Genomic DNA, 17897 nt, shown 5'->3' on the forward strand with positions numbered 1-17897 from the left:
GTCAGTACCGCTCAAGGGCCGGCGGGGTGGGCGCGGCCGAGCCGGAGAGGCCGAGGGTGGCGTCGTACGCCTTCTTCCAGTCGCCGTTGTCCTGGTGCGCCTTCAGGGCGTCGCTGATGGCGCCCCGCAGGGCGGCGTCGTCCTTGTTCAGGCCCACGCCGTAGTTCTCCTTGGTGAACGGCTTGCCGACCACCTTGAGCTTGGGCGCGTACTTGGAGGCGTAGCCCTTGAGGATGGCGTCGTCCGTGGTGACGGCGTCGACCTCGCCCGACAGCAGCTTCTCGACGCAGGCCGAGTAGGTGTCGAACTGGGTGATCTTCGGCGAGTACTGCTGGATGTTCTTGATCGAGGTGGAGCCGGTGGCGGTGCAGATGTTCTTGCCGTTGACCGATTCCGGGCCGGTGATCGAGGTGTTGTCCGCCTTGACCAGGAAGTCCTGGCCGGCGATGAAGTACGGGCCGGCGAAGGACACCGTCTTCTTGCGCTCGTCGTTGATGCTGTAGGTGCCGACGTAGAAGTCGATCTGGCCCTTGGAGATCGCGGGCTCGCGCTGCGAGGAGACCAGGGTCTGCCACTTGATCTGCTGCGGGGTGAAGCCGAGGTCCGCGGCGACCATCTTGGCGATCTCGATGTCGAAGCCGCTGCGGTCGCCGCTGGCGAGGTCCTCGAAGCCGAGGAACGGCTGGTCGGACTTGGCGCCGATGATCAGCTGGCCGCGCTTCTTGGCCTCGGCGAAGATCGCGGAGTCCACCTTCGCGTCGGTCTTGACGGTGTAGGTGGGCAGCTTGGGGGCGGTGCTGCCGCTGGCGGCGGCGTCACCGGGGGTGCCGTCCTTGCCACAGGCGGCGGTGGCGGTGAGCGCGATGGCACAGAGCGCGACGGCGAAGGTGCGACGAGTCCTCATGAGGGTGGTTCTCCTCGGGGCTGGGCCACGGTTCAACCGGGCTCTGGCGACAGGAAGGTGGCCGGGCGGACGGGACCGGCGCCGGCGTCCTTGCCGTCGCCGACCGGTGGTCCGTCCGGAAGCTCAGTGGTGCAGGATCTTCGAGAGGAAGTCCTTCGCGCGGTCGCTGCGCGGCGCGGTGAAGAAGGCCTCGGGGGTGTTCTGCTCGACGATTCGGCCGTCGGCCATGAAGAGCACGCGGTTGGCGGCGGAGCGGGCGAAGCCCATCTCGTGGGTGACGACGACCATCGTCATGCCGTCGGCGGCCAGCTGGCGCATGACCTCCAGCACCTCGTTGATCATCTCCGGGTCGAGCGCCGAGGTGGGCTCGTCGAAGAGCATCACCTTCGGGTTCATCGCCAGTGCCCGGGCGATCGCGACGCGCTGCTGCTGGCCGCCGGAGAGCTGCGCCGGGAACTTCGACGCCTGCGCGCCGACCCCGACCCGCTCCAGCAGCTCCTGGGCGGTCCGCACCGCCTTCTCACGGGCGATCCCGCGCACCTTGACCTGGCCGAGCACCACGTTCTCCAGCACGGTCTTGTGCGCGAAGAGGTTGAAGCTCTGGAACACCATGCCGACCTCGGCACGCAGCTTGGCCAGCTCCCGGCCCTCGGCGGGCAGCGGCCGGCCGTCGATGGTGATCGTGCCGGAGTCGACGGTCTCCAGCCGGTTGATCGTCCGGCAGAGCGTGGACTTGCCGGAGCCGGAGGGGCCGATCAGCACCACCACCTCGCCCTGGGCGATCTCCAGATCGATGTCCTGGAGGACGTGAAGGGCACCGAAGTGCTTGTTCACCCCGTTCAGCACCACCAGCGGAGCGGTCGCGGCGGCGCTGGAGTCCTTGATCAGGCTCTCGGTCATCGCGCCTGCTCCTCGTGTCGGCCCCCGGAGTCGAACTCCCTTGGGCGGCAGTGATGGTAGGAACCGGGGGCCTCGGCCGGCGGAGCCTCGGCCCCCAGTGGGGTGACCATAGGAGCGATGACGATGCCACGTCAGCCGATCTGAGCGGAACTTGAGGATCACGATCCGGCCACACGCCCGGCAAGTGCCGTTCACACCGGGAAACAGGGGGGCACCGTGACAGCGGGCACCCGCACCGCCGCGCGCCGTCCCCGGCGGTCCCGGGGCGTGGCCGAGCCTGGCGTCCGGCGCTCCGCTGGCCCATACTGCGCAGGACCGGGACCTGCCCGGTGGGGCCCGTGAACACCACGTGACACCCCGGGGAACGTCGGGGGGAGGAGGAACGATGCGACTGCTGCTCGTCGAGGACGACGAACGTGTGGCCGCCGCGCTGGTCGCGGTCCTGGGCCGGCACGGCTTCCAGGTCAGGCACGCCCGCAGCGGGCACGAGGCGCTCGACGCGCTGGTGCCGGACGGCAACGACCCGTACCGGGTGGTCCTGCTCGACCTCGGCCTGCCCGACCGGGACGGCTTCGAGGTCTGCAGCCGGATCCGGGCCGGCAGCGGCGTGCCCGTGATCATGGTGACCGCCCGCGCCGACATCCGCTCCCGGATCCACGGCCTCAACCTCGGTGCCGACGACTACGTCACCAAGCCCTACGACATGGGCGAGCTGCTCGCCCGGATCCACGCCGTGGCCCGGCGCGGCGCGGCACCCGCCGCCGCCGCGGTGCCCGCCCCCGACGTCGTACCGCAGCAGGGCGGGCCGCTGGAGTCCCGCGGCATCCTGATCGACCGCGAGCGCCGCCGGGTCAGCGTGGACGGCCGGGACGTCCCGCTCACCCGCAAGGAGTTCGACCTGCTGGCGCTGCTCGCGCAGAGCCCCGGCGTGGTCTACCGCCGCGAGCAGATCTTCAGCGAGGTCTGGCGCAGCGGCTGGGAGGGCAACGGCCGCACCCTGGAGGTGCACATCGGCTCGCTGCGCACCAAGCTCGCGCTGCCCGGGCTGGTCGAGGCCGTCCGCGGCGTCGGCTACCGGCTGATCCCCGAGAGCCCGGCCGCCGCCGGGTCCGCCGCGACGGCCGCGGCGCAAGCCCCCCAGGCCCGCGCGGAGCACTGACCGCACGTGCGTACCCGCCTGCTCGGGATCCTGCTCGCCCTGATGCTCTGCGTACTGGCCGCTCTCGGGCTGCCGCTCGCCGCGGCGGTCGCGGCCGCCGAGCAGAGCCGGGTGGTGGTCGACCGGCTCGACGACGCCGCCCGGTTCGCCCAGGACCTGCCCACCTCGGGCGTCTCCGGGCTGGAGTCCGCCCTCAAGGGGGAGTCCCAGCCCGCTCCCGGCGACCTCAGCCGCCGGCACGCGCTGGACGCCGAGGTGGCGCGCTACCACGACCTCTACGGCGTGCGGCTCGGCATCTTCCAGCGCGACGGCCTGCCGATCGCCACCGCCCCCGAGGACTGGCGGGTACCCGCCGGCGGCTGGGGCGAGCAGGCCTTCCAGGAGGCCCTGGACGGGCGGCGCAGCCACAACCCGCCGCAGGTCTGGCCGTGGACCCCCGACCGGACCCTGACCATCGCCACCCCGGTGGTCCGGGACGGCGACGTGGTCGCCGTGGTGCTCAGCGAGTCCCCGACCGGGCCGATGCGCACCCGGGTGCTGCACCGCTGGCTGGTGATCGGGGCCGGCGAGGCCGCCGCGATGATCGTCGCGGTGCTGCTGGCCGTCCGGCTCACCGAGTGGGTGCTGCGGCCCGTCCGGACTCTCGACCGGGCCACCCACGACATCGCCACCGGCCGGATGAACGCCCGGGTGGCGCCCGGCGGCGGGCCGCCCGAACTGCAGCGCCTGGCCCGCTCGTTCAACGACATGGCCGACCACGTGGTGCTCGCCCTGGACCAGCAGAAGGCCTTCGTCGCGGACGCCTCGCACCAGCTGCGCAACCCGCTGGCGGCGCTGCTGCTGCGGGTCGAGGTGCTGGGCCTGGAGCTGCCCGAGGGGCACGACGAGGAGCTCGGCAGGGTCCGGGAGGAGGGCGTCCGGCTGGCCCGGGTGCTGGACGACCTGCTGGGCCTGGCCACCGCCGAGCACGCCCGCCCCGAGCCGGAGCCGACCGACCTGGTCGCGCTCACCCTGGCCCGGGCGGACGCCTGGCGGCCGGTGGCCCAGCAGCGCGGGATCGAGCTCGGCTGGGAGGGCCCGGCGCTCGCCCTCGGCATGGCCGACCCGATCGGCTTCGGCAGCGCGCTGGACGCCGTGGTCGACAACGCGCTCAAGTTCGGCCCGGCCGGCAGCCGGGTCCGGGTGCTGGTGGCGGTGCGGCGCGACGAGGTCGCGGTGACCGTCTCGGACGCCGGGCCGGGGCTCGCCGAGGAGGAGCTGGCCCGGGCCGGCGACCGGTTCTGGCGCAGCGCGCGTCACCAGAACGTGGACGGCTCGGGGCTCGGGCTCTCGATCGCCCGCACCCTGCTGCTGGCCGCCGGCGGCTCGCTCACCTTCGCCCCGGTCCGGCCGACCGGCCTCGCGGTGACGCTGGCGGTGCCGCGGGCGGGCAAGAAGCTCTGACGGCCGGGGCCGGGGCCGGGGCCGGGGCGGTCCGGGCCTCGCGGTGTCAGGACCTCACGGCTTCACCGAGCGGTAGTAGCGCATCGCGCCCTCGTGCAGCGGGAGCGGGTCGGTGTAGACGGCGGTGCGCAGGTCGACCAGCTGGGCGGCGTGGACCTGGGCGCCGATCTGGTCGCGGCTGTCTATCACCGCCCGGGTCATCCCCTGCACCAGGTCGGTGTCCACGTCCTCGCGGGTGATCAGCAGGTTGGGCACGGCCACCGTGGCGACGGCGTCCTTGGGCTCGGCGTTGGGGTAGGTGCCCTTCGGCATGGTGGCCGCCCGGTAGGCGTCGGTGCCGCCGCCCTCGACCTTGTGCACGGCCTCGGCGAGGTCGCCGAGCGGTACGAGCCTGATCCCGATGTGGTCGGACAGGTCGGTCAGCGCGCTGGTCGGCAGCCCGCCGGACCAGAAGAAGGCGTCCAGCTTGCCGGCCCGCAGCTGGTCGGCGGCGTCGCCGACGCCCAGCATGACCGGCGTGATGTCGTGGTCCGGGTCGAGGCCGGCCGAGGAGAGCAGCCGTCTGGTCACCAGGTTCACCCCGGACAGGGCCTGCCCGACGCCGACCCGCTTGCCCTTGAGGTCGGCCGTCCGGCGCACCGTCGAGTCGGCGGGGACGATCAGCTGGAGGTAGTCGTCGTAGAGCCGGGCGATGGCCCGCAGCCGGTCCTTGCCGGGGCCGGAGTACTCGGCGACGGCGTCGGCGGTCGCGATCGCGAAGTCGTCCTGGCCGCTGGTGACCCGGGCCAGGTTGTCGATCGAGCCCTGCGAGTTGTCCAGCCGCAGCCGCACCCCCGGCATCGCCCTGGCGACGTGGGTCTGCAGCAGTTGCCCGTACCGGTCGTAGACGCCGCGCTGGACCCCGGTGGCGAAGCCGGTCTCGCCGCGCGGGTAGTCGGGCGTGCGGCCCGCCGAGAGCCACCAGCCGCCGAACCCGGCCGCCACCAGCACCAGGACCAGCAGCGTCCGCCACAGCGGGCTGCGGGCGGCGGCGCGGAGGGCGCCGCCGGGGCGGGGATCGGGGGAGGGGGCCATGCAGGGATAGTGCCAGGCGCGGGCGGCGAACGGGAGGGGCGCAGGCCGGGGCGGGTGGCGGCCGGCGCCCGGAGAGCGGGCGGGCGGCGCCCGGGCGGGCGGGGAAAAGCCCTTCGCGGGTGCCCGTACCCTGGTTGGGTGAGCGGTGAGAGCGGATTGAAGAGCTACAAGGTCGTCACGTACGGCTGCCAGATGAACGTCCACGACTCCGAGCGGCTGTCCGGGCTGCTGGAGGACGCCGGGTACGTGAAGGCAGGGCAGGACGGCGACCCGGACCTGGTCGTGTTCAACACCTGCGCGGTGCGCGAGAACGCCGACAACAAGCTGTACGGCAACCTCGGGCAGCTGGCGCCGGTGAAGAGCCGCCACCGGGGCATGCAGATCGCCGTCGGCGGCTGCCTGGCGCAGAAGGACCGCGACACCATCGTCCGCAAGGCCCCCTGGGTCGACGTGGTGTTCGGCACCCACAACATCGGGCACCTGCCCGCGCTGCTGGAGCGGGCCGCGGTCGAGCGCAAGGCCCAGGTCGAGATCCTGGAGTCGCTGGAGACCTTCCCGTCCACGCTGCCCACCCGCCGCGAGTCCGCGTACGCCGCGTGGGTGGCCATCTCGGTCGGCTGCAACAACACCTGTACGTTCTGCATCGTCCCCGCGCTGCGCGGCAAGGAGGAGGACCGCCGCCCGGGCGACGTCCTCGCCGAGATCGAGGCGCTGGTCGGCGAGGGCGTCATCGAGGTCACCCTGCTGGGCCAGAACGTCAACGCCTACGGCTCCGACCTGGGCGACCGCGAGGCGTTCTCCAAGCTGCTGCGCGCCGCCGGGCAGATCGAGGGCCTGGAGCGGATCCGCTTCACCTCGCCGCACCCGCGGGACTTCACCGACGACGTGATCGCCGCGATGGCCGAGACCCCGAACGTGATGCACCAGCTGCACATGCCGCTGCAGTCCGGCTCGGACACCGTGCTCAAGGCGATGCGCCGCTCGTACCGGCAGGAGCGCTTCCTCGGCATCATCCGGAAGGTGCGCGAGGCGATGCCGGACGCGGCCATCTCCACCGACATCATCGTGGGCTTCCCCGGCGAGACCGAGGAGGACTTCGAGCAGACCATGCACACCGTGCGCGAGGCCCGCTTCACCAACGCCTTCACCTTCCAGTACTCCAAGCGCCCCGGCACCCCGGCCGCCGAGATGGAGAACCAGGTGCCGAAGGCCGTCGTGCAGGCCCGCTACGACCGGCTGATCGCGCTCCAGGAGGAGATCTCCTGGGAGGAGAACAAGAAGCAGGTCGGACGCACCCTGGAGATCCTGGTCGCCGAGGGCGAGGGCAAGAAGGACGACCGGACCGACCGGCTCTCCGGCCGCGCGCCCGACAACCGGCTGGTGCACTTCACCCGGCCCGCCGAGCCGGTGCGCCCGGGCGACACGGTGACCGTCGAGATCACCTACGCCGCCCCGCACCACCTGCTGGCCGAGGGCCCGACCCTCGGGGTGCGCCGCACCCGGGCCGGCGACGCCTGGGAGAAGCGCCAGGCGGCCCCGGCGGCCAAGCCGGCCGGCGTGATGCTCGGCCTGCCCACCATCGGCGCCCCGGCGCCGGTGGCGGCCCCCGCGGCGGGCGGCTGCTGCGGCGACTGACCGGCGCTCCTTCGGCGGCCCGGCGGGATCTCGGATCCCGCCGGGCCGCCGTCGTCCCCGGCCGAACGGCCGTCCTTCTTCGTTAGAGTGATCCACATGCTGGTTGCCGCCGCCGTCTGCCCCTGTCCGCCGCTGCTCGTCCCGGAGGTCGCCGCCGGCGCCGCCGCCGAGCTGGAGCCGCTGCGCGCGGCCTGCGACGAGGCGCTCGCCGCGCTGCTCGCGGCGGGACCGGAGCTGGTCGTGGTGGTCGGGACCGGTCCCGAGCCCGAGGTCTGGACCGAGGGCGGCGCGGGCTCCTTCCACCGGTACGGCGTGCCGCTGGTGGCCAGGCTGCCGTCCGGCCGGGTCGAGGGGCCGGAGCTGAGCCCCGCGCTGACCGTCGGCGCCTGGCTGCTGGAGCGGGCCGGGGCCACCCTGCCGACGCACGCCTGCGCGGTGCCCGCCGACGCGCCCGCCGACCGGATGCTCGGGCTGGGCCAGGGGCTGGCCGGGCTGGCCGACCGGGTCGGGCTGCTGGTGATGGGCGACGGCAGCGCCTGCCGCTCGCTGAAGGCGCCGGGCTACCTGGACGAGCGGGCCGAGGGCTTCGACGCGGTGATCGCGGACGCGCTGGGCTCGGCGGACACGGCGGCGCTGGCCGCCGTCGACCCGGGCCTGGCCGGCGAGCTGCTGGCCGAGGGCCGGGCCCCCTGGCAGGTGCTGGCCGGCGCCGCCGGGGGCGCCGGCCTCACCGCGCGGCTGGGCTACCGGGACGCGCCGTACGGGGTCGGGTACTTCGTCGCGTCCTGGAGCTGAGACCGGGCCCGGCGAGCGACCCGGGAGCGGGCCGGGGTCAGGCGGACGGGCCGCCGGCACCGGGAGCGCCGGGAGCCCCTGGAGCGCCCGGGTCGCCGGGCTTGTGGGCGAAGTCGTCGACCGCCCCCTTGGCCTTGCTGGCGCCGTGCTCGATCTTGTCGCTGTACTTGCCCTTGGTCGCCTTGTCGATCGCGCCGCCGGCCTTGTCCACCACCTGCTCGATCTGCTCGCTGTGCTTGCCGGCCAGTTCGCTCGCCTTCCCCTTGAGCTCGCCGGCCTTGCCCTTGAGGTTGTCCATCAGACCCATGGTGGTCTCACCGTTCCTCTCTGTTTCCTGCTCAACGTCCGTCGTGGCCGAACCGTTCGCAGCCCGGTGAAAACGGCCGGAACCGCTCATATCGTCGCCCGGTGGGGCCGGACGGACGGGGAGGTCACCGGCGCGGCGACGGTTTTGCGAGACTGGTCCGGTGAGCAGCTCCCGTACCGTCCAGCCCCATGCCGCCCCGCCGCGCGTCGTCTCGGTGGTGGGCGCGACCGCCGCCGGCAAGTCCGACCTGGCCGTCGCCCTCGCCCGGGCCCTGGGCGGCGAAGTGATCAACACCGACTCGATGCAGCTCTACCGGGGCATGGACATCGGTACGGCCAAGCTCACCCTGGCGGAGCGCGAGGGCGTCCCGCACCACCTGATGGACATCTGGGACGTCACCGAGGCCGCCAGCGTCGCCGAGTACCAGCGGCTGGCCCGGGCCGAGATCGACCGGTTGCTCGCGGCCGGCCGGACCGCCGTCCTGGTCGGCGGCTCGGGCCTGTACGTCCGGGCGGCGATCGACGAGATGGAGTTCCCCGGCACCGACCCGGAGGTCCGGGCCCGGCTGGAGGCCGAGCTGGCGCAGGCCGGCCCGTACGCGCTGCACCGGCGGCTGGCGGAGCTGGACCCGGCCGCCGCCGAGGCGATCCTGACCGGCAACGGCCGACGGATCGTCCGGGCGCTGGAGGTCATCGAGATCACCGGGCAGCCCTTCACCGCCAACCTGCCGAGCAACACCGCCGTCTACGACGCCGTCCAGATCGGCGTCGCGGTGCCCCGGCCCGAACTGGACGAGCGGATCGCCCTGCGGGTCGACCGGATGTGGCGGGCCGGACTCCTGGACGAGGTGCGGGAGCTGGAGGGGCTCGGCCTGCGTGAGGGCCGGACGGCCTCCCGGGCGCTCGGCTACCAGCAGGTGCTGGACCACTTCGCCGGCGAGTGCACCGAGGACGAGGCCCGTGCCGAGACCGTCCGGGCCACCAAGCGGTTCGCCCGCCGCCAGGAGTCCTGGTTCCGGCGCGACGACCGGATCCACTGGCTCTCCCGGCCGGCCGGCGCCGACCCCGCCGAGCTGCTCTCCCGCTCACTGGAGCTGATCGAGCGTCAGTAATCGGACGGCCCGTGGACGGGATCCGGCCAATCCGGCGGTGCACCTGCGCGCGCAGGTGGGCGTGCAGGACGAACCCGCGGTTACGGCCGGATCACGTCATGGCCACGGATCACCCGATGGCCCCGGTCAGGCCCGGAACGCCCTCCTGGACATGCCATCATCGATGCCATAAGGGTCGGCCCCGGGCGGGTCGACCGTTGCCCGGCCGCGAGTCCGCACTCGTGTCGAACTGTCAGGGGAGGCCGCGTGTCGACGGGTACCGGCCCCGAAAGCGGTCAGAGCGGGAGCGCCACGGCTCAGGCCGACGGCCCCGACACCTCCTCCCTGCCGGACCTGCCGGTGCTGGCGGGTCTCGACGGACCGACCTCCTACGCGCTCGCGCTGCCCGCCCTGGACACCAGCGCCCCGGCCGGCGCGGTGCACGAGCGGGAGATCCGGCCGCGCCGCCGGCTGCGCTGGTGGCAGACCCTGCCGATCGCGCTGCTGGGCACCGCCGGCTCGCTGATGTTCGCCTTCCCGCTCGCCTTCGGCTCGGCCGGGGCCGGCTCCGCGATGGTCGGCATGCTCGGTCTGCTGCTCACCGCGGCCTCGGTCGGCTGGGGCGCGATGGCCGCCCGGCACGCCGGGTACAAGTGGCCGGGGCTGCCGCGTCGCGGCTCGGGCCGGCGCGCCGGGTGGAAGGCGATCGTGATCTACACCCTGGTCGCCCTGGTCGCCTGCGCGCTCGCGCTGTGGCGGGTCGTCCACCTGCGCTGACCGCCAGCGCCCGCCGCCTCGGCGGGCGCGGTCCGCCTGCTGGTCCGCGGCGCTGCGGAGCGGGCCCGCTCAGTATGATCGGGAGGGTGAGCGAATCCTCCGTGACCCCCGCCGGCCTGCCCTTCCTGAAGGGGCACGGCACCCAGAACGACTTCGTCATCGTGCCCGATCCGGACGGCCTGCTGACGATCGGCCCCGAGGCGGTCGCCGCGCTCTGCGACCGCCGGGCCGGCATCGGCGGGGACGGGCTGCTGCGGGTGGTGCGCTCGGCCGCCGACCCGGTCGCGGCCGACCAGGCGGAGCAGGCCGAGTGGTTCATGGACTACCGCAACTCCGACGGTTCGATCGGCGAGATGTGCGGCAACGGGGTCCGGGTCTTCGCCCGCTACCTGGTCGAGGCCGGGCTGGCCGAGCCTGGCGAGCTGGCGGTGGCCACCCGGGCCGGCGTGCGGCGGGTGCGGGTGGGCGCGGACGCCGGGGACGGCACGCCCGGTCAGGTGACCGTGGACATGGGCCGCGCGGTGCTGCCCGGACCGGACGGCATCGAGGTGGCGGTCGGCGAGCGGCGCTGGCCGGCCCGCAACGTGAACATGGGCAACCCGCACGCGGTGGCCTTCGTGGACAGCCTCGACCAGGCCGGCGACCTGCTGAGCGCGCCGCTCACCAGCCCCGCGAACGCCTACCCGGAGGGCGTCAACGTCGAGTTCGTGGTGGACCGCGGTCCGCGCCACGTCGCGATGCGGGTGCACGAGCGCGGCTCGGGCGAGACCCGCTCCTGCGGCACCGGGGCCTGCGCCGTCGCCGTGGCCGCCGCCCGGCGGGACGGTGTCGACCCGGCGGTCACCGGTGAGGCCGTCACCTACACCGTGGACGTGCTCGGGGGCCGGCTGATGATCACCGAGTACCCGGACGGCCGGGTGGAGAAGACCGGTCCGGCGGTCATCGTGGCCCGCGGCGAGCTCGACCCGGGGTGGCTCGCCACCGCCCACCGGTAGGTCCGGTTCGAACAGGCCCTGGCAGTGCGGCCGGTTTGCCCATTTCGTGCGGTGATGAATCCCCCCGTTCGGGTGATCCCGATGACCGACGGGGAGCAGGGCGTCGCGGAACGTGCTCTGCTCGGTAGCATGGACCACCGGGTCGGCCAATGCTCCCGGTGACCGCTGCCGGAGGTGCCGATGACCATCGAAGCCGGGCAGCCCCTGGCGGGGCAGCCGACGTCCGCACGGCAGGCCGGGCCCAAGCGGCCCCTGGGAGGCCTCGGCCGGGCCGCCCTCGGCCGGGCCGGGCGCGCCGCCCTGCTGGCCACCGGCCGCACGCCGGTGCCGGACGCGCTCGAACCGCTGGTGCAGGCCCACCGCCGCCACCATCCGCAGGCCGACCTCGGCCTGCTCGGCCGGGCCTACCGGCTCGCCGAGGCCAGCCACCGCGGGCAGAAGCGCAAGAGCGGCGAGCCGTACATCACCCACCCACTGGCCGTCACCATGATCCTGGCCCAACTCGGCGCCGGGACGACCACGTTGGTCGCCTCGCTGCTCCACGACACCGTGGAGGACACCGAGTTGACGCTGGACCAGGTGGGGGCCGGCTTCGGGCCCGAAGTCGCCTACCTGGTCGACGGGGTGACGAAGCTGGAGAAGGTCGACTTCGGTGCGGCGGCCGAGGCGGAGACCTTCCGCAAGATGCTGGTCGCCACCGGGGACGACGTCCGGGTGATGGTCATCAAGCTCGCCGACCGGCTGCACAACATGCGCACCATCCGGCACATGAAGCCGGCCAGCCGGGTCCGGATCGCCAAGGTCACCCGGGACGTGCTGATCCCGCTGGCCGAGCGGCTGGGCATCCAGGTGCTCAAGGCGGAGCTGGAGGACATCGTCTTCGCCACCCTGCACCCGGAGGAGTACGCCCGGACCAGGGCGCTGCTGGCCGGCCGCGAGGACCACCCGGACGCCCTGCTCGCCCCGTTCGCCCTGGCGCTGGGCCGCCAGCTCGCCGAGGCCGGGGTGGCCGCCGAGGTCACCGTCCGGCCGCGGCACTGCGTCTCGCTGCACCGGGTCCTGCTCAAGCGGGACGCCGCCGCCGGGCCGGACGGGCGCCCGCAGGGGCCCCAGCCCGCCGACTTCGGCCGGGTGCTGGTGGTGGTCGAGGAGAACGCGGACTGCTACGCCGTGCTCGGCGAACTGCACACCTGCTGGACACCGCTGCCGGGCGAGTTCAAGGACTTCGTGGCCGCTCCCAAGTTCAACCTCTACCAGTCGCTGCACACCGCGGTGGCGCTGGAGGGTGGCGAGGTGGTCGAGGTGCTGGTCCGCACCCGGCGGATGCACGAGATCGCCGAGACCGGGGTGGTGGCCCTCGGGGACCCCCGCCAGCCCGGCACCGAGCCGGGCGCGGACGAGCTGGACCGCACCGACCCGGCCAGACCCGGCTGGCTCAGCCGGCTGCTGGAGTGGCAGCAGGAGACGCCCGATCCGGACGCGTTCTGGTCCGCGCTGACCGCCGACCTCGCCGGGGACCGCGAGATCACCGTCGTCACCGAGGCCGGCGAAACGCTTCAGCTGCGGGCCGGTGCCAGCTGCGTCGACGCGGCCTACCTGCTCGGCGAGGAGACCGGCCACCGATGTATCGGCGCCCGGGTCAACGGCCGGCTCACCGCGCTCTCCACCGTCCTCCAGGACGGTGACCGGGTGGCCATCCTCACCGAGCAGGGCGATCCGGCCGCCCGCCCGTCCGGCCCGGCGCCCGAGTGGCTGGCGCACGCCCGCACGCCGGCCGCCCGGCTGGCCATCGAACGGTGGCTGGCCGACCACCCGCCGCGCGTCCCGGTGGTCCGCACCGGGCCGTCGGCCGGCCAGCCGGCACCGCCCGCGCACCGCACCGCCGAGCGCGGCGAGGCCCCGGTCACGGTGGTCGGCCGGCCCGGGGCGCCGGTCCGGCTGGCCCGCTGCTGCACCCCGGTGCCACCGGACGAGGTCAGCGGCTTCGCGATCCGCGGCGGCGCGGTCGCCGTGCACCGCACCGGCTGTCCGGCCGGCGAGCGGATGCGGGCGGACGGGCGGGGCACCCCGGAGGTCCGCTGGCGGCCCGGCGCCGCGCCGCCGTCCGGCTACCGGGCCACCCTGCGGGCCGAGGCGCTGAACCGGCCCCGGCTGCTGGCGGACCTCACCGCGGCGATCTCGGGGGAGGGCGTCGGGATCGTCTCGGCGGAGGTGGAGCCGCCGCAGGAGCTGCGGGTGCGGCACACCTACACCGTGGAGCTGCCCGAGCCGGGCGCGCTGCCCGCCGTGCTGCGGGCGATGCTCCGGGTCTCCGGGGTGTACGACGTGGGCCGGCCGTACGCCCCGGCGGGGGGCGGCGCCCGCACCCCGGCCGCGGCGGCCGGGGCGGCGACCCGCCCGGCGCCGGGCCCGGTGCCCGAGCCGGTCTCCGGCGCGGTGTCCGAGTCGGTGTCCGGGCCGGTGTCCGCGCAGGGAAATGGGGATGACCCGTCGGCGCCCGGCGTGCGACCATCATGGGGAATTCACGGCCGGTCCGCGGCGTTCACTGGACACTGAACACAAGAGTCCCAGTGGGCTCCGTGGCCCTGAGGGGTAGCTCACGACTCGCCCGAGCGGTAGACGGGGCGGCAGCTGGGCAGACTCCGGGTGAGACCGTTGTGCACGGTCGCGCCCACAGGCCGTCCCACTCCTGCAGCCAAAGGACAGAATGACCTCCACGTCAGACACCCGCGACCACGCCGACGCCCCGCGCCGCTTCGACGGTCTGCGGGCGGAAGCCCTCATGGACGAGGACCTCGCGGCCATCGACGAGGACCTCGACCACCACTACGACGGCGACCAGTACGACCGCAGCGAGCGAGCCGCCCTGCGCCGTGTCGCCGGCCTCTCCACCGAACTCCAGGACGTCACCGAGGTCGAGTACCGCCAGCTCCGTCTGGAGCGCGTGGTGCTCGTCGGCGTCTGGACCGACGGCACCGTCGAGGAGGCGGAGAACTCGCTGGCCGAGCTCGCCGCCCTCGCCGAGACCGCCGGTTCCGAGGTGCTGGACGGCGTCATCCAGCGCCGCGACAAGCCCGACGCGGCCACCTACATCGGCTCCGGCAAGGCGAAGGAGCTGCGCGACATCGTCGCGGCGACCGGCGCCGACACCGTGGTCTGCGACGGTGAGCTCACCCCGGGCCAGCTGATCCACCTGGAAGACGTCGTCAAGGTCAAGGTCGTCGACCGGACGGCCCTGATCCTGGACATCTTCGCCCAGCACGCCAAGTCCCGCGAGGGCAAGGCGCAGGTCTCGCTCGCGCAGATGCAGTACATGCTGCCGCGCCTGCGGGGCTGGGGTCAGTCGCTCTCCCGGCAGATGGGTGGTGGTGGCTCCGGCTCGTCCGGCGGCGGCATGGCCACCCGTGGTCCCGGTGAGACCAAGATCGAGACCGACCGGCGGCGGATCCGCGAGAAGATGGCGAAGCTCCGCCGTGAGATCGCCGACATGAAGAAGGGCCGCGACACCAAGCGCCAGGAGCGCAAGCGCCACCAGGTGCCGTCCGTGGCCATCGCCGGTTACACCAACGCCGGCAAGTCCTCGCTGCTCAACCGGCTCACCGGCGCGGGCGTGCTGGTGGAGAACTCGCTGTTCGCCACCCTCGACCCCACGGTGCGCCGGGCGCAGACCCCGAGCGGCCGGCTCTACACCCTGGCCGACACCGTGGGCTTCGTCCGGCACCTGCCGCACCACCTGGTCGAGGCGTTCCGCTCGACCATGGAGGAGGTCGCCGACGCGGACCTCATCCTGCACGTGGTGGACGGCTCGCACCCCGAGCCGGAGACGCAGCTGGCCGCTGTCCGCGAGGTGATCGTCTCGGTCGAGGCACAGAACGTGCCGGAGATCGTGGTGATCAACAAGGCGGACGCCGCCGACCCGCTCGTGCTGCAGCGCCTGCTGCGCCGCGAGCCGCATGCGATCGTGGTGTCGGCCCGCAGTGGCCTGGGCATCGAGGAGCTGCTGAAGCTCATCGACGACGAGCTGCCGCGCCCGGCGATCGAGGTGCAGGTGCTGGTCCCGTACACCCAGGGCGGCCTGGTCTCCCGGGTGCACGCCGAGGGCGAGCTGCTCTCCACCGAGCACACCGCCGAGGGCACCCTGCTGCACGCGAAGGTGCCGGCCGAGCTGGCCGCCGAGCTGGAGCGCTACGCGGTCGCGCTGAGCTCGCAGAGCTGAGCACCGGCAGCCGACGGGCCCCGGCCTCCCCCTGCGGGAGGCCGGGGCCCGTCGTCGTCCCCGGGGGCCGGGCGCGTCCTACTTGGCGTTCTTGGAGAAGTAGTCGAAGGCCTGCTTCGCCTGGTCCTGGAGCGAGGGGCCGGCCATGTACTCGGACGGGTTGCGGTTGCCGATCGAGTTGACGCTGATCAGGTTCGGCTTGCCGTCCTTGGTGATGAACCAGCCGCCGCCGCTGGACCCGCCGGTCATGGTGCAGCCGATCACGTACATCGGCGGGCGGGCCTGGTCGAAGGAGAGCCTGACCGGCCGGACGGTGGAGTCGCAGTGGTTGAGCTCCATGCCGTCGAACGGCCGCTCGGCCGGGTAGCCGTAGGAGAAGGCCGAGGTGATCTGCTCGCGCGGGGCGTTGAACCAGATCGGGACGGAGCCGCCGACCGTCTCCTCCAGCGACTTGCCGGAGCCGTTCTCGTTGCGGACCCGGATGATCCCGTAGTCGAACTGGGAGTTGGGGCCGACACCGGTCTCCTTCACCCAGGTCGGCGCGACCAGCGCGCGGACCGCCGTCCACCGCCCGTACGGGGAGACCTGCTGCTCGGTGTACTGCCTGCCCCGGCTGGCCTGGCCGTCGCGGTTGTAGCCGGGGACGAAGACGATGTTCTTCAGCCAGCCGCCGCCCTTGCCGTCGTGCAGGCAGTGCGCGGCGGTGTAGACGAGGTTGCTGCGGCCCGGGTTGGCCGGGTCGGAGACCACGGTGCCCGAGCACATCGAGTCGCCCTCGGGCGCGGTCATGAAGATCTTGCCGACCACCGCCGTCGCCGGACTGTACGGGTGCGGCTGCGGCCTGGCCGGGACGGCCGCCGGCGGGTCGTCCCGGACGACCGTGTTCCCCGGGCTCTTGTGCGAGTACTCCGGGGTGGGCCGACCCTTGGCGTTCTCCATCTTGGCGATCGACCAGAAGCCCTGGGCGACCTCGTTGACGAAGGCGTTCTCGCTGACGAAACGGGCCCAGTCGTCGAGCTTCCAGCCGGCGAGGTCCTGGAGGCTGCCGGGCAGTGCGCCCGGCTTGGCGGACGCGGCGGTGGCGGCGGCGGTCGTGGCCGGGGTGGACGCGGCGTCGGCGCTTCCCGCGTCCTCCGGTTCGCAGGCGGTCGCGGTGAGCGCGAGCGCGGCGAGTACGGCGGCGGCCGCCGGCGCGGTGCGGTGCCTGGTCTTCGGCATGGTCATCGGTCCCCGTGTGGTCTTCGGCGCGGAGGCGGCTACTTCTGCTTCCTGGAGATGTAGTCCAGGGCCTGCTTGGCGACCGTCTCCAGGTACGGGCCGCTCAGCGAGGTGTGGTCCTGGGTGCCGATGGAGGTGTTGCTGACCAGGGCGGTCCGGCCGTCCGGCATCGGGGCGAACCAGCCGCCGCCGCTGGAGCCCTGGGTCATGGTGCAGCCGATGGTGAGCATCGCCGGGCGCTTGGCGTCGAAGGAGAGCCGGGTGGGCTTCCCGCCGTCGCACTTGTACAACTCCTGCCCGTCGAAGGGCTTGTAGAGCGGGTAGCCCCAGGCCGAGGCGGAGATCCGGTCGCGCGGGGCGTCGAACCAGACCGGGACGGCCGCGCCGACCGTCTCCTCCAGCGACTTGCCGGTGTCGTTCTGGTTCTGCACCCGCATCACGGCGAAGTCGTACTGGTTGGCGGCGTCACCGGTGCCGCCGCCCTCGACCGTCCACTGCGGCGAGGTCACCACGTCCTTGGCCCACCAGGTGCCCAGCGGTGCCAGCTCCGCGAGCGGGGCCTTCTTGCCGCCGCTGGAGGCACCGGAGTTGTTGTAGGCGGGGACGAAGACGAGGTCCTTGTAGAAGTCGCCGCCCTTGCCGGGGTGCACGCAGTGCCCGGCGGTCCAGACCAGGTTGCTCTTGCCGGGGTGCGCCGGGTCGGCGATCACCGTGGCCGAGCAGTTGCCGCGGCCGCCGTCGGCGCTGAAGAACACCTTGCCGGACGGCTGCTTGGTGTACGGGCGGGTCACCGGCGTGGCCTTGACCGGGGCCGGGTCCGGATCGGTCACCCCGGCGTCGCCGGTCGGCTTCGCGGTGGGCGGGGCCGGGTCGGCCGGCTTGGAGTCGCCCATCTTGTCCGGGTTCCAGAAGTCCTTCACCACCGGGTTGTTGAAGACGTGCTTGGAGGCCCAGTTGTCCCAGTCCTCGAACTTCCACTTCTTCAGGTCGTCCCAGCTCGTGGGCAGGCCCTCCAGCAGGCTGGTCGGGATGCCCGACGGCAGGGTCAGGCCGCCGATCACACCGCCGCCGATCACGCCGCCACCCCCGGCGGTCGTGGCGCTGCCGCTCGCCGGGGCCGGCGGCGGGGCGGCGGTGCCCCCGCCGGAGGGGCCGTCGGGCCCGCAGGCCGTCACGACGAGCAGCGTTCCGGCGGCGAGGGCCGCGGCCATGGCTGACCGGTGGATCGATGGCATGGTGTTCGCTTCCCCCTGCTGGTCCTGTGCGGCGGCGGCCGACCGCCTTGGAGTCTCCCACTGGCCACCAGGACGACGCGGGCCGACCCCCGGGTTGCGACGGCGGCCGGAGGTCACCGATCTGTGACGAACGCCCGGTTGGCTCGTTG

At 73.6% G+C, this 17897-nt stretch carries 15 protein-coding genes; 9 read left to right on the forward strand and 6 right to left on the reverse strand.

Features of this window, described 5'->3' with window-relative positions; genetic code table 11:
• Window position 1: 1 nt before the first annotated feature.
• The gene (locus tag ABZ495_RS25010) at window positions 2-904 is read right to left on the reverse strand and encodes a glutamate ABC transporter substrate-binding protein (RefSeq protein WP_329489820.1); all 903 of its coding nucleotides are present in this window, start codon (window positions 902-904) and stop codon (window positions 2-4) included.
• Window positions 905-1027: 123 nt separating this feature from the next.
• The gene (locus tag ABZ495_RS25015) at window positions 1028-1804 is read right to left on the reverse strand and encodes an amino acid ABC transporter ATP-binding protein (RefSeq protein ID WP_329489821.1); all 777 of its coding nucleotides are present in this window, start codon (window positions 1802-1804) and stop codon (window positions 1028-1030) included.
• Window positions 1805-2189: 385 nt separating this feature from the next.
• On the opposite strand from ABZ495_RS25015, the gene ABZ495_RS25020 reads away from it, so the two are divergent.
• Both ABZ495_RS25020 and ABZ495_RS25025 read left to right on the forward strand, forming a co-directional pair.
• Window positions 2190-2963, forward strand: a complete 774-nt coding sequence (locus ABZ495_RS25020) for a response regulator transcription factor (protein ID WP_329489822.1) — start codon at window positions 2190-2192, stop codon at window positions 2961-2963.
• Window positions 2964-2969: 6 nt separating this feature from the next.
• Window positions 2970-4406, forward strand: coding sequence for a HAMP domain-containing sensor histidine kinase (locus tag ABZ495_RS25025; protein ID WP_329489823.1), 1437 nt, complete (start codon window positions 2970-2972; stop codon window positions 4404-4406).
• A 54-nt stretch (window positions 4407-4460) separates the two neighbouring features.
• On the opposite strand, the gene ABZ495_RS25030 is transcribed toward ABZ495_RS25025, so the two are convergent.
• Window positions 4461-5480, reverse strand: a complete 1020-nt coding sequence (locus ABZ495_RS25030; protein WP_329489824.1) for a TAXI family TRAP transporter solute-binding subunit — start codon at window positions 5478-5480, stop codon at window positions 4461-4463.
• A 138-nt stretch (window positions 5481-5618) separates the two neighbouring features.
• Between ABZ495_RS25030 and miaB the strand changes: the two genes are divergently transcribed.
• Entirely contained in the window at window positions 5619-7115 is a 1497-nt protein-coding gene (gene miaB / locus ABZ495_RS25035; protein WP_329489825.1) for a tRNA (N6-isopentenyl adenosine(37)-C2)-methylthiotransferase MiaB, read from the forward strand.
• Window positions 7116-7211: 96 nt separating this feature from the next.
• Entirely contained in the window at window positions 7212-7910 is a 699-nt protein-coding gene (locus ABZ495_RS25040; protein ID WP_359806505.1) for a class III extradiol dioxygenase subunit B-like domain-containing protein, read from the forward strand.
• 37 nt (window positions 7911-7947) lie between these two features.
• Here the strand turns inward: ABZ495_RS25040 and ABZ495_RS25045 are convergent, their stop codons facing one another.
• Window positions 7948-8208: an antitoxin gene (locus ABZ495_RS25045; protein WP_329489827.1), complete on the reverse strand. Its 261-nt coding sequence runs from the start codon at window positions 8206-8208 to the stop codon at window positions 7948-7950.
• 169 nt (window positions 8209-8377) lie between these two features.
• Here ABZ495_RS25045 and miaA point away from each other — a divergent pair, with 169 nt between their 5' ends.
• The 5 genes from miaA (at window position 8378) to hflX (ending at window position 15295) form a co-directional block, all read left to right on the forward strand.
• On the forward strand, window positions 8378-9328 hold the full coding sequence (miaA, locus tag ABZ495_RS25050) for a tRNA (adenosine(37)-N6)-dimethylallyltransferase MiaA (RefSeq protein ID WP_359806502.1): 951 nt from the start codon (window positions 8378-8380) through the stop codon (window positions 9326-9328).
• 246 nt (window positions 9329-9574) lie between these two features.
• Window positions 9575-10084 (forward strand): hypothetical protein, encoded by a 510-nt coding sequence (locus ABZ495_RS25055; protein ID WP_359806499.1) that lies wholly within the window; start codon window positions 9575-9577, stop codon window positions 10082-10084.
• Between the two features lie 74 nt (window positions 10085-10158).
• On the forward strand, window positions 10159-11079 hold the full coding sequence (gene dapF / locus ABZ495_RS25060) for a diaminopimelate epimerase (RefSeq protein ID WP_359838184.1): 921 nt from the start codon (window positions 10159-10161) through the stop codon (window positions 11077-11079).
• Window positions 11080-11259: 180 nt separating this feature from the next.
• Window positions 11260-13635, forward strand: coding sequence for an HD domain-containing protein (locus ABZ495_RS25065; protein WP_359838186.1), 2376 nt, complete (start codon window positions 11260-11262; stop codon window positions 13633-13635).
• A 151-nt stretch (window positions 13636-13786) separates the two neighbouring features.
• Window positions 13787-15295, forward strand: a complete 1509-nt coding sequence (gene hflX / locus ABZ495_RS25070) for a GTPase HflX (RefSeq protein WP_329489832.1) — start codon at window positions 13787-13789, stop codon at window positions 15293-15295.
• Window positions 15296-15373: 78 nt separating this feature from the next.
• Here hflX and ABZ495_RS25075 read toward each other — a convergent pair whose 3' ends face one another.
• A complete protein-coding gene (locus tag ABZ495_RS25075) occupies window positions 15374-16519 on the reverse strand; it encodes a hypothetical protein (RefSeq protein WP_359838188.1) in 1146 nt (381 codons plus the stop codon).
• Between the two features lie 32 nt (window positions 16520-16551).
• On the reverse strand, window positions 16552-17748 hold the full coding sequence (locus ABZ495_RS25080; protein WP_359838190.1) for a hypothetical protein: 1197 nt from the start codon (window positions 17746-17748) through the stop codon (window positions 16552-16554).
• Window positions 17749-17897 lie beyond the last annotated feature (149 nt).

Source organism: Kitasatospora sp. NPDC005748 (genome assembly GCF_040630735.1).
In the GTDB taxonomy this organism is placed as follows: domain Bacteria; phylum Actinomycetota; class Actinomycetes; order Streptomycetales; family Streptomycetaceae; genus Kitasatospora.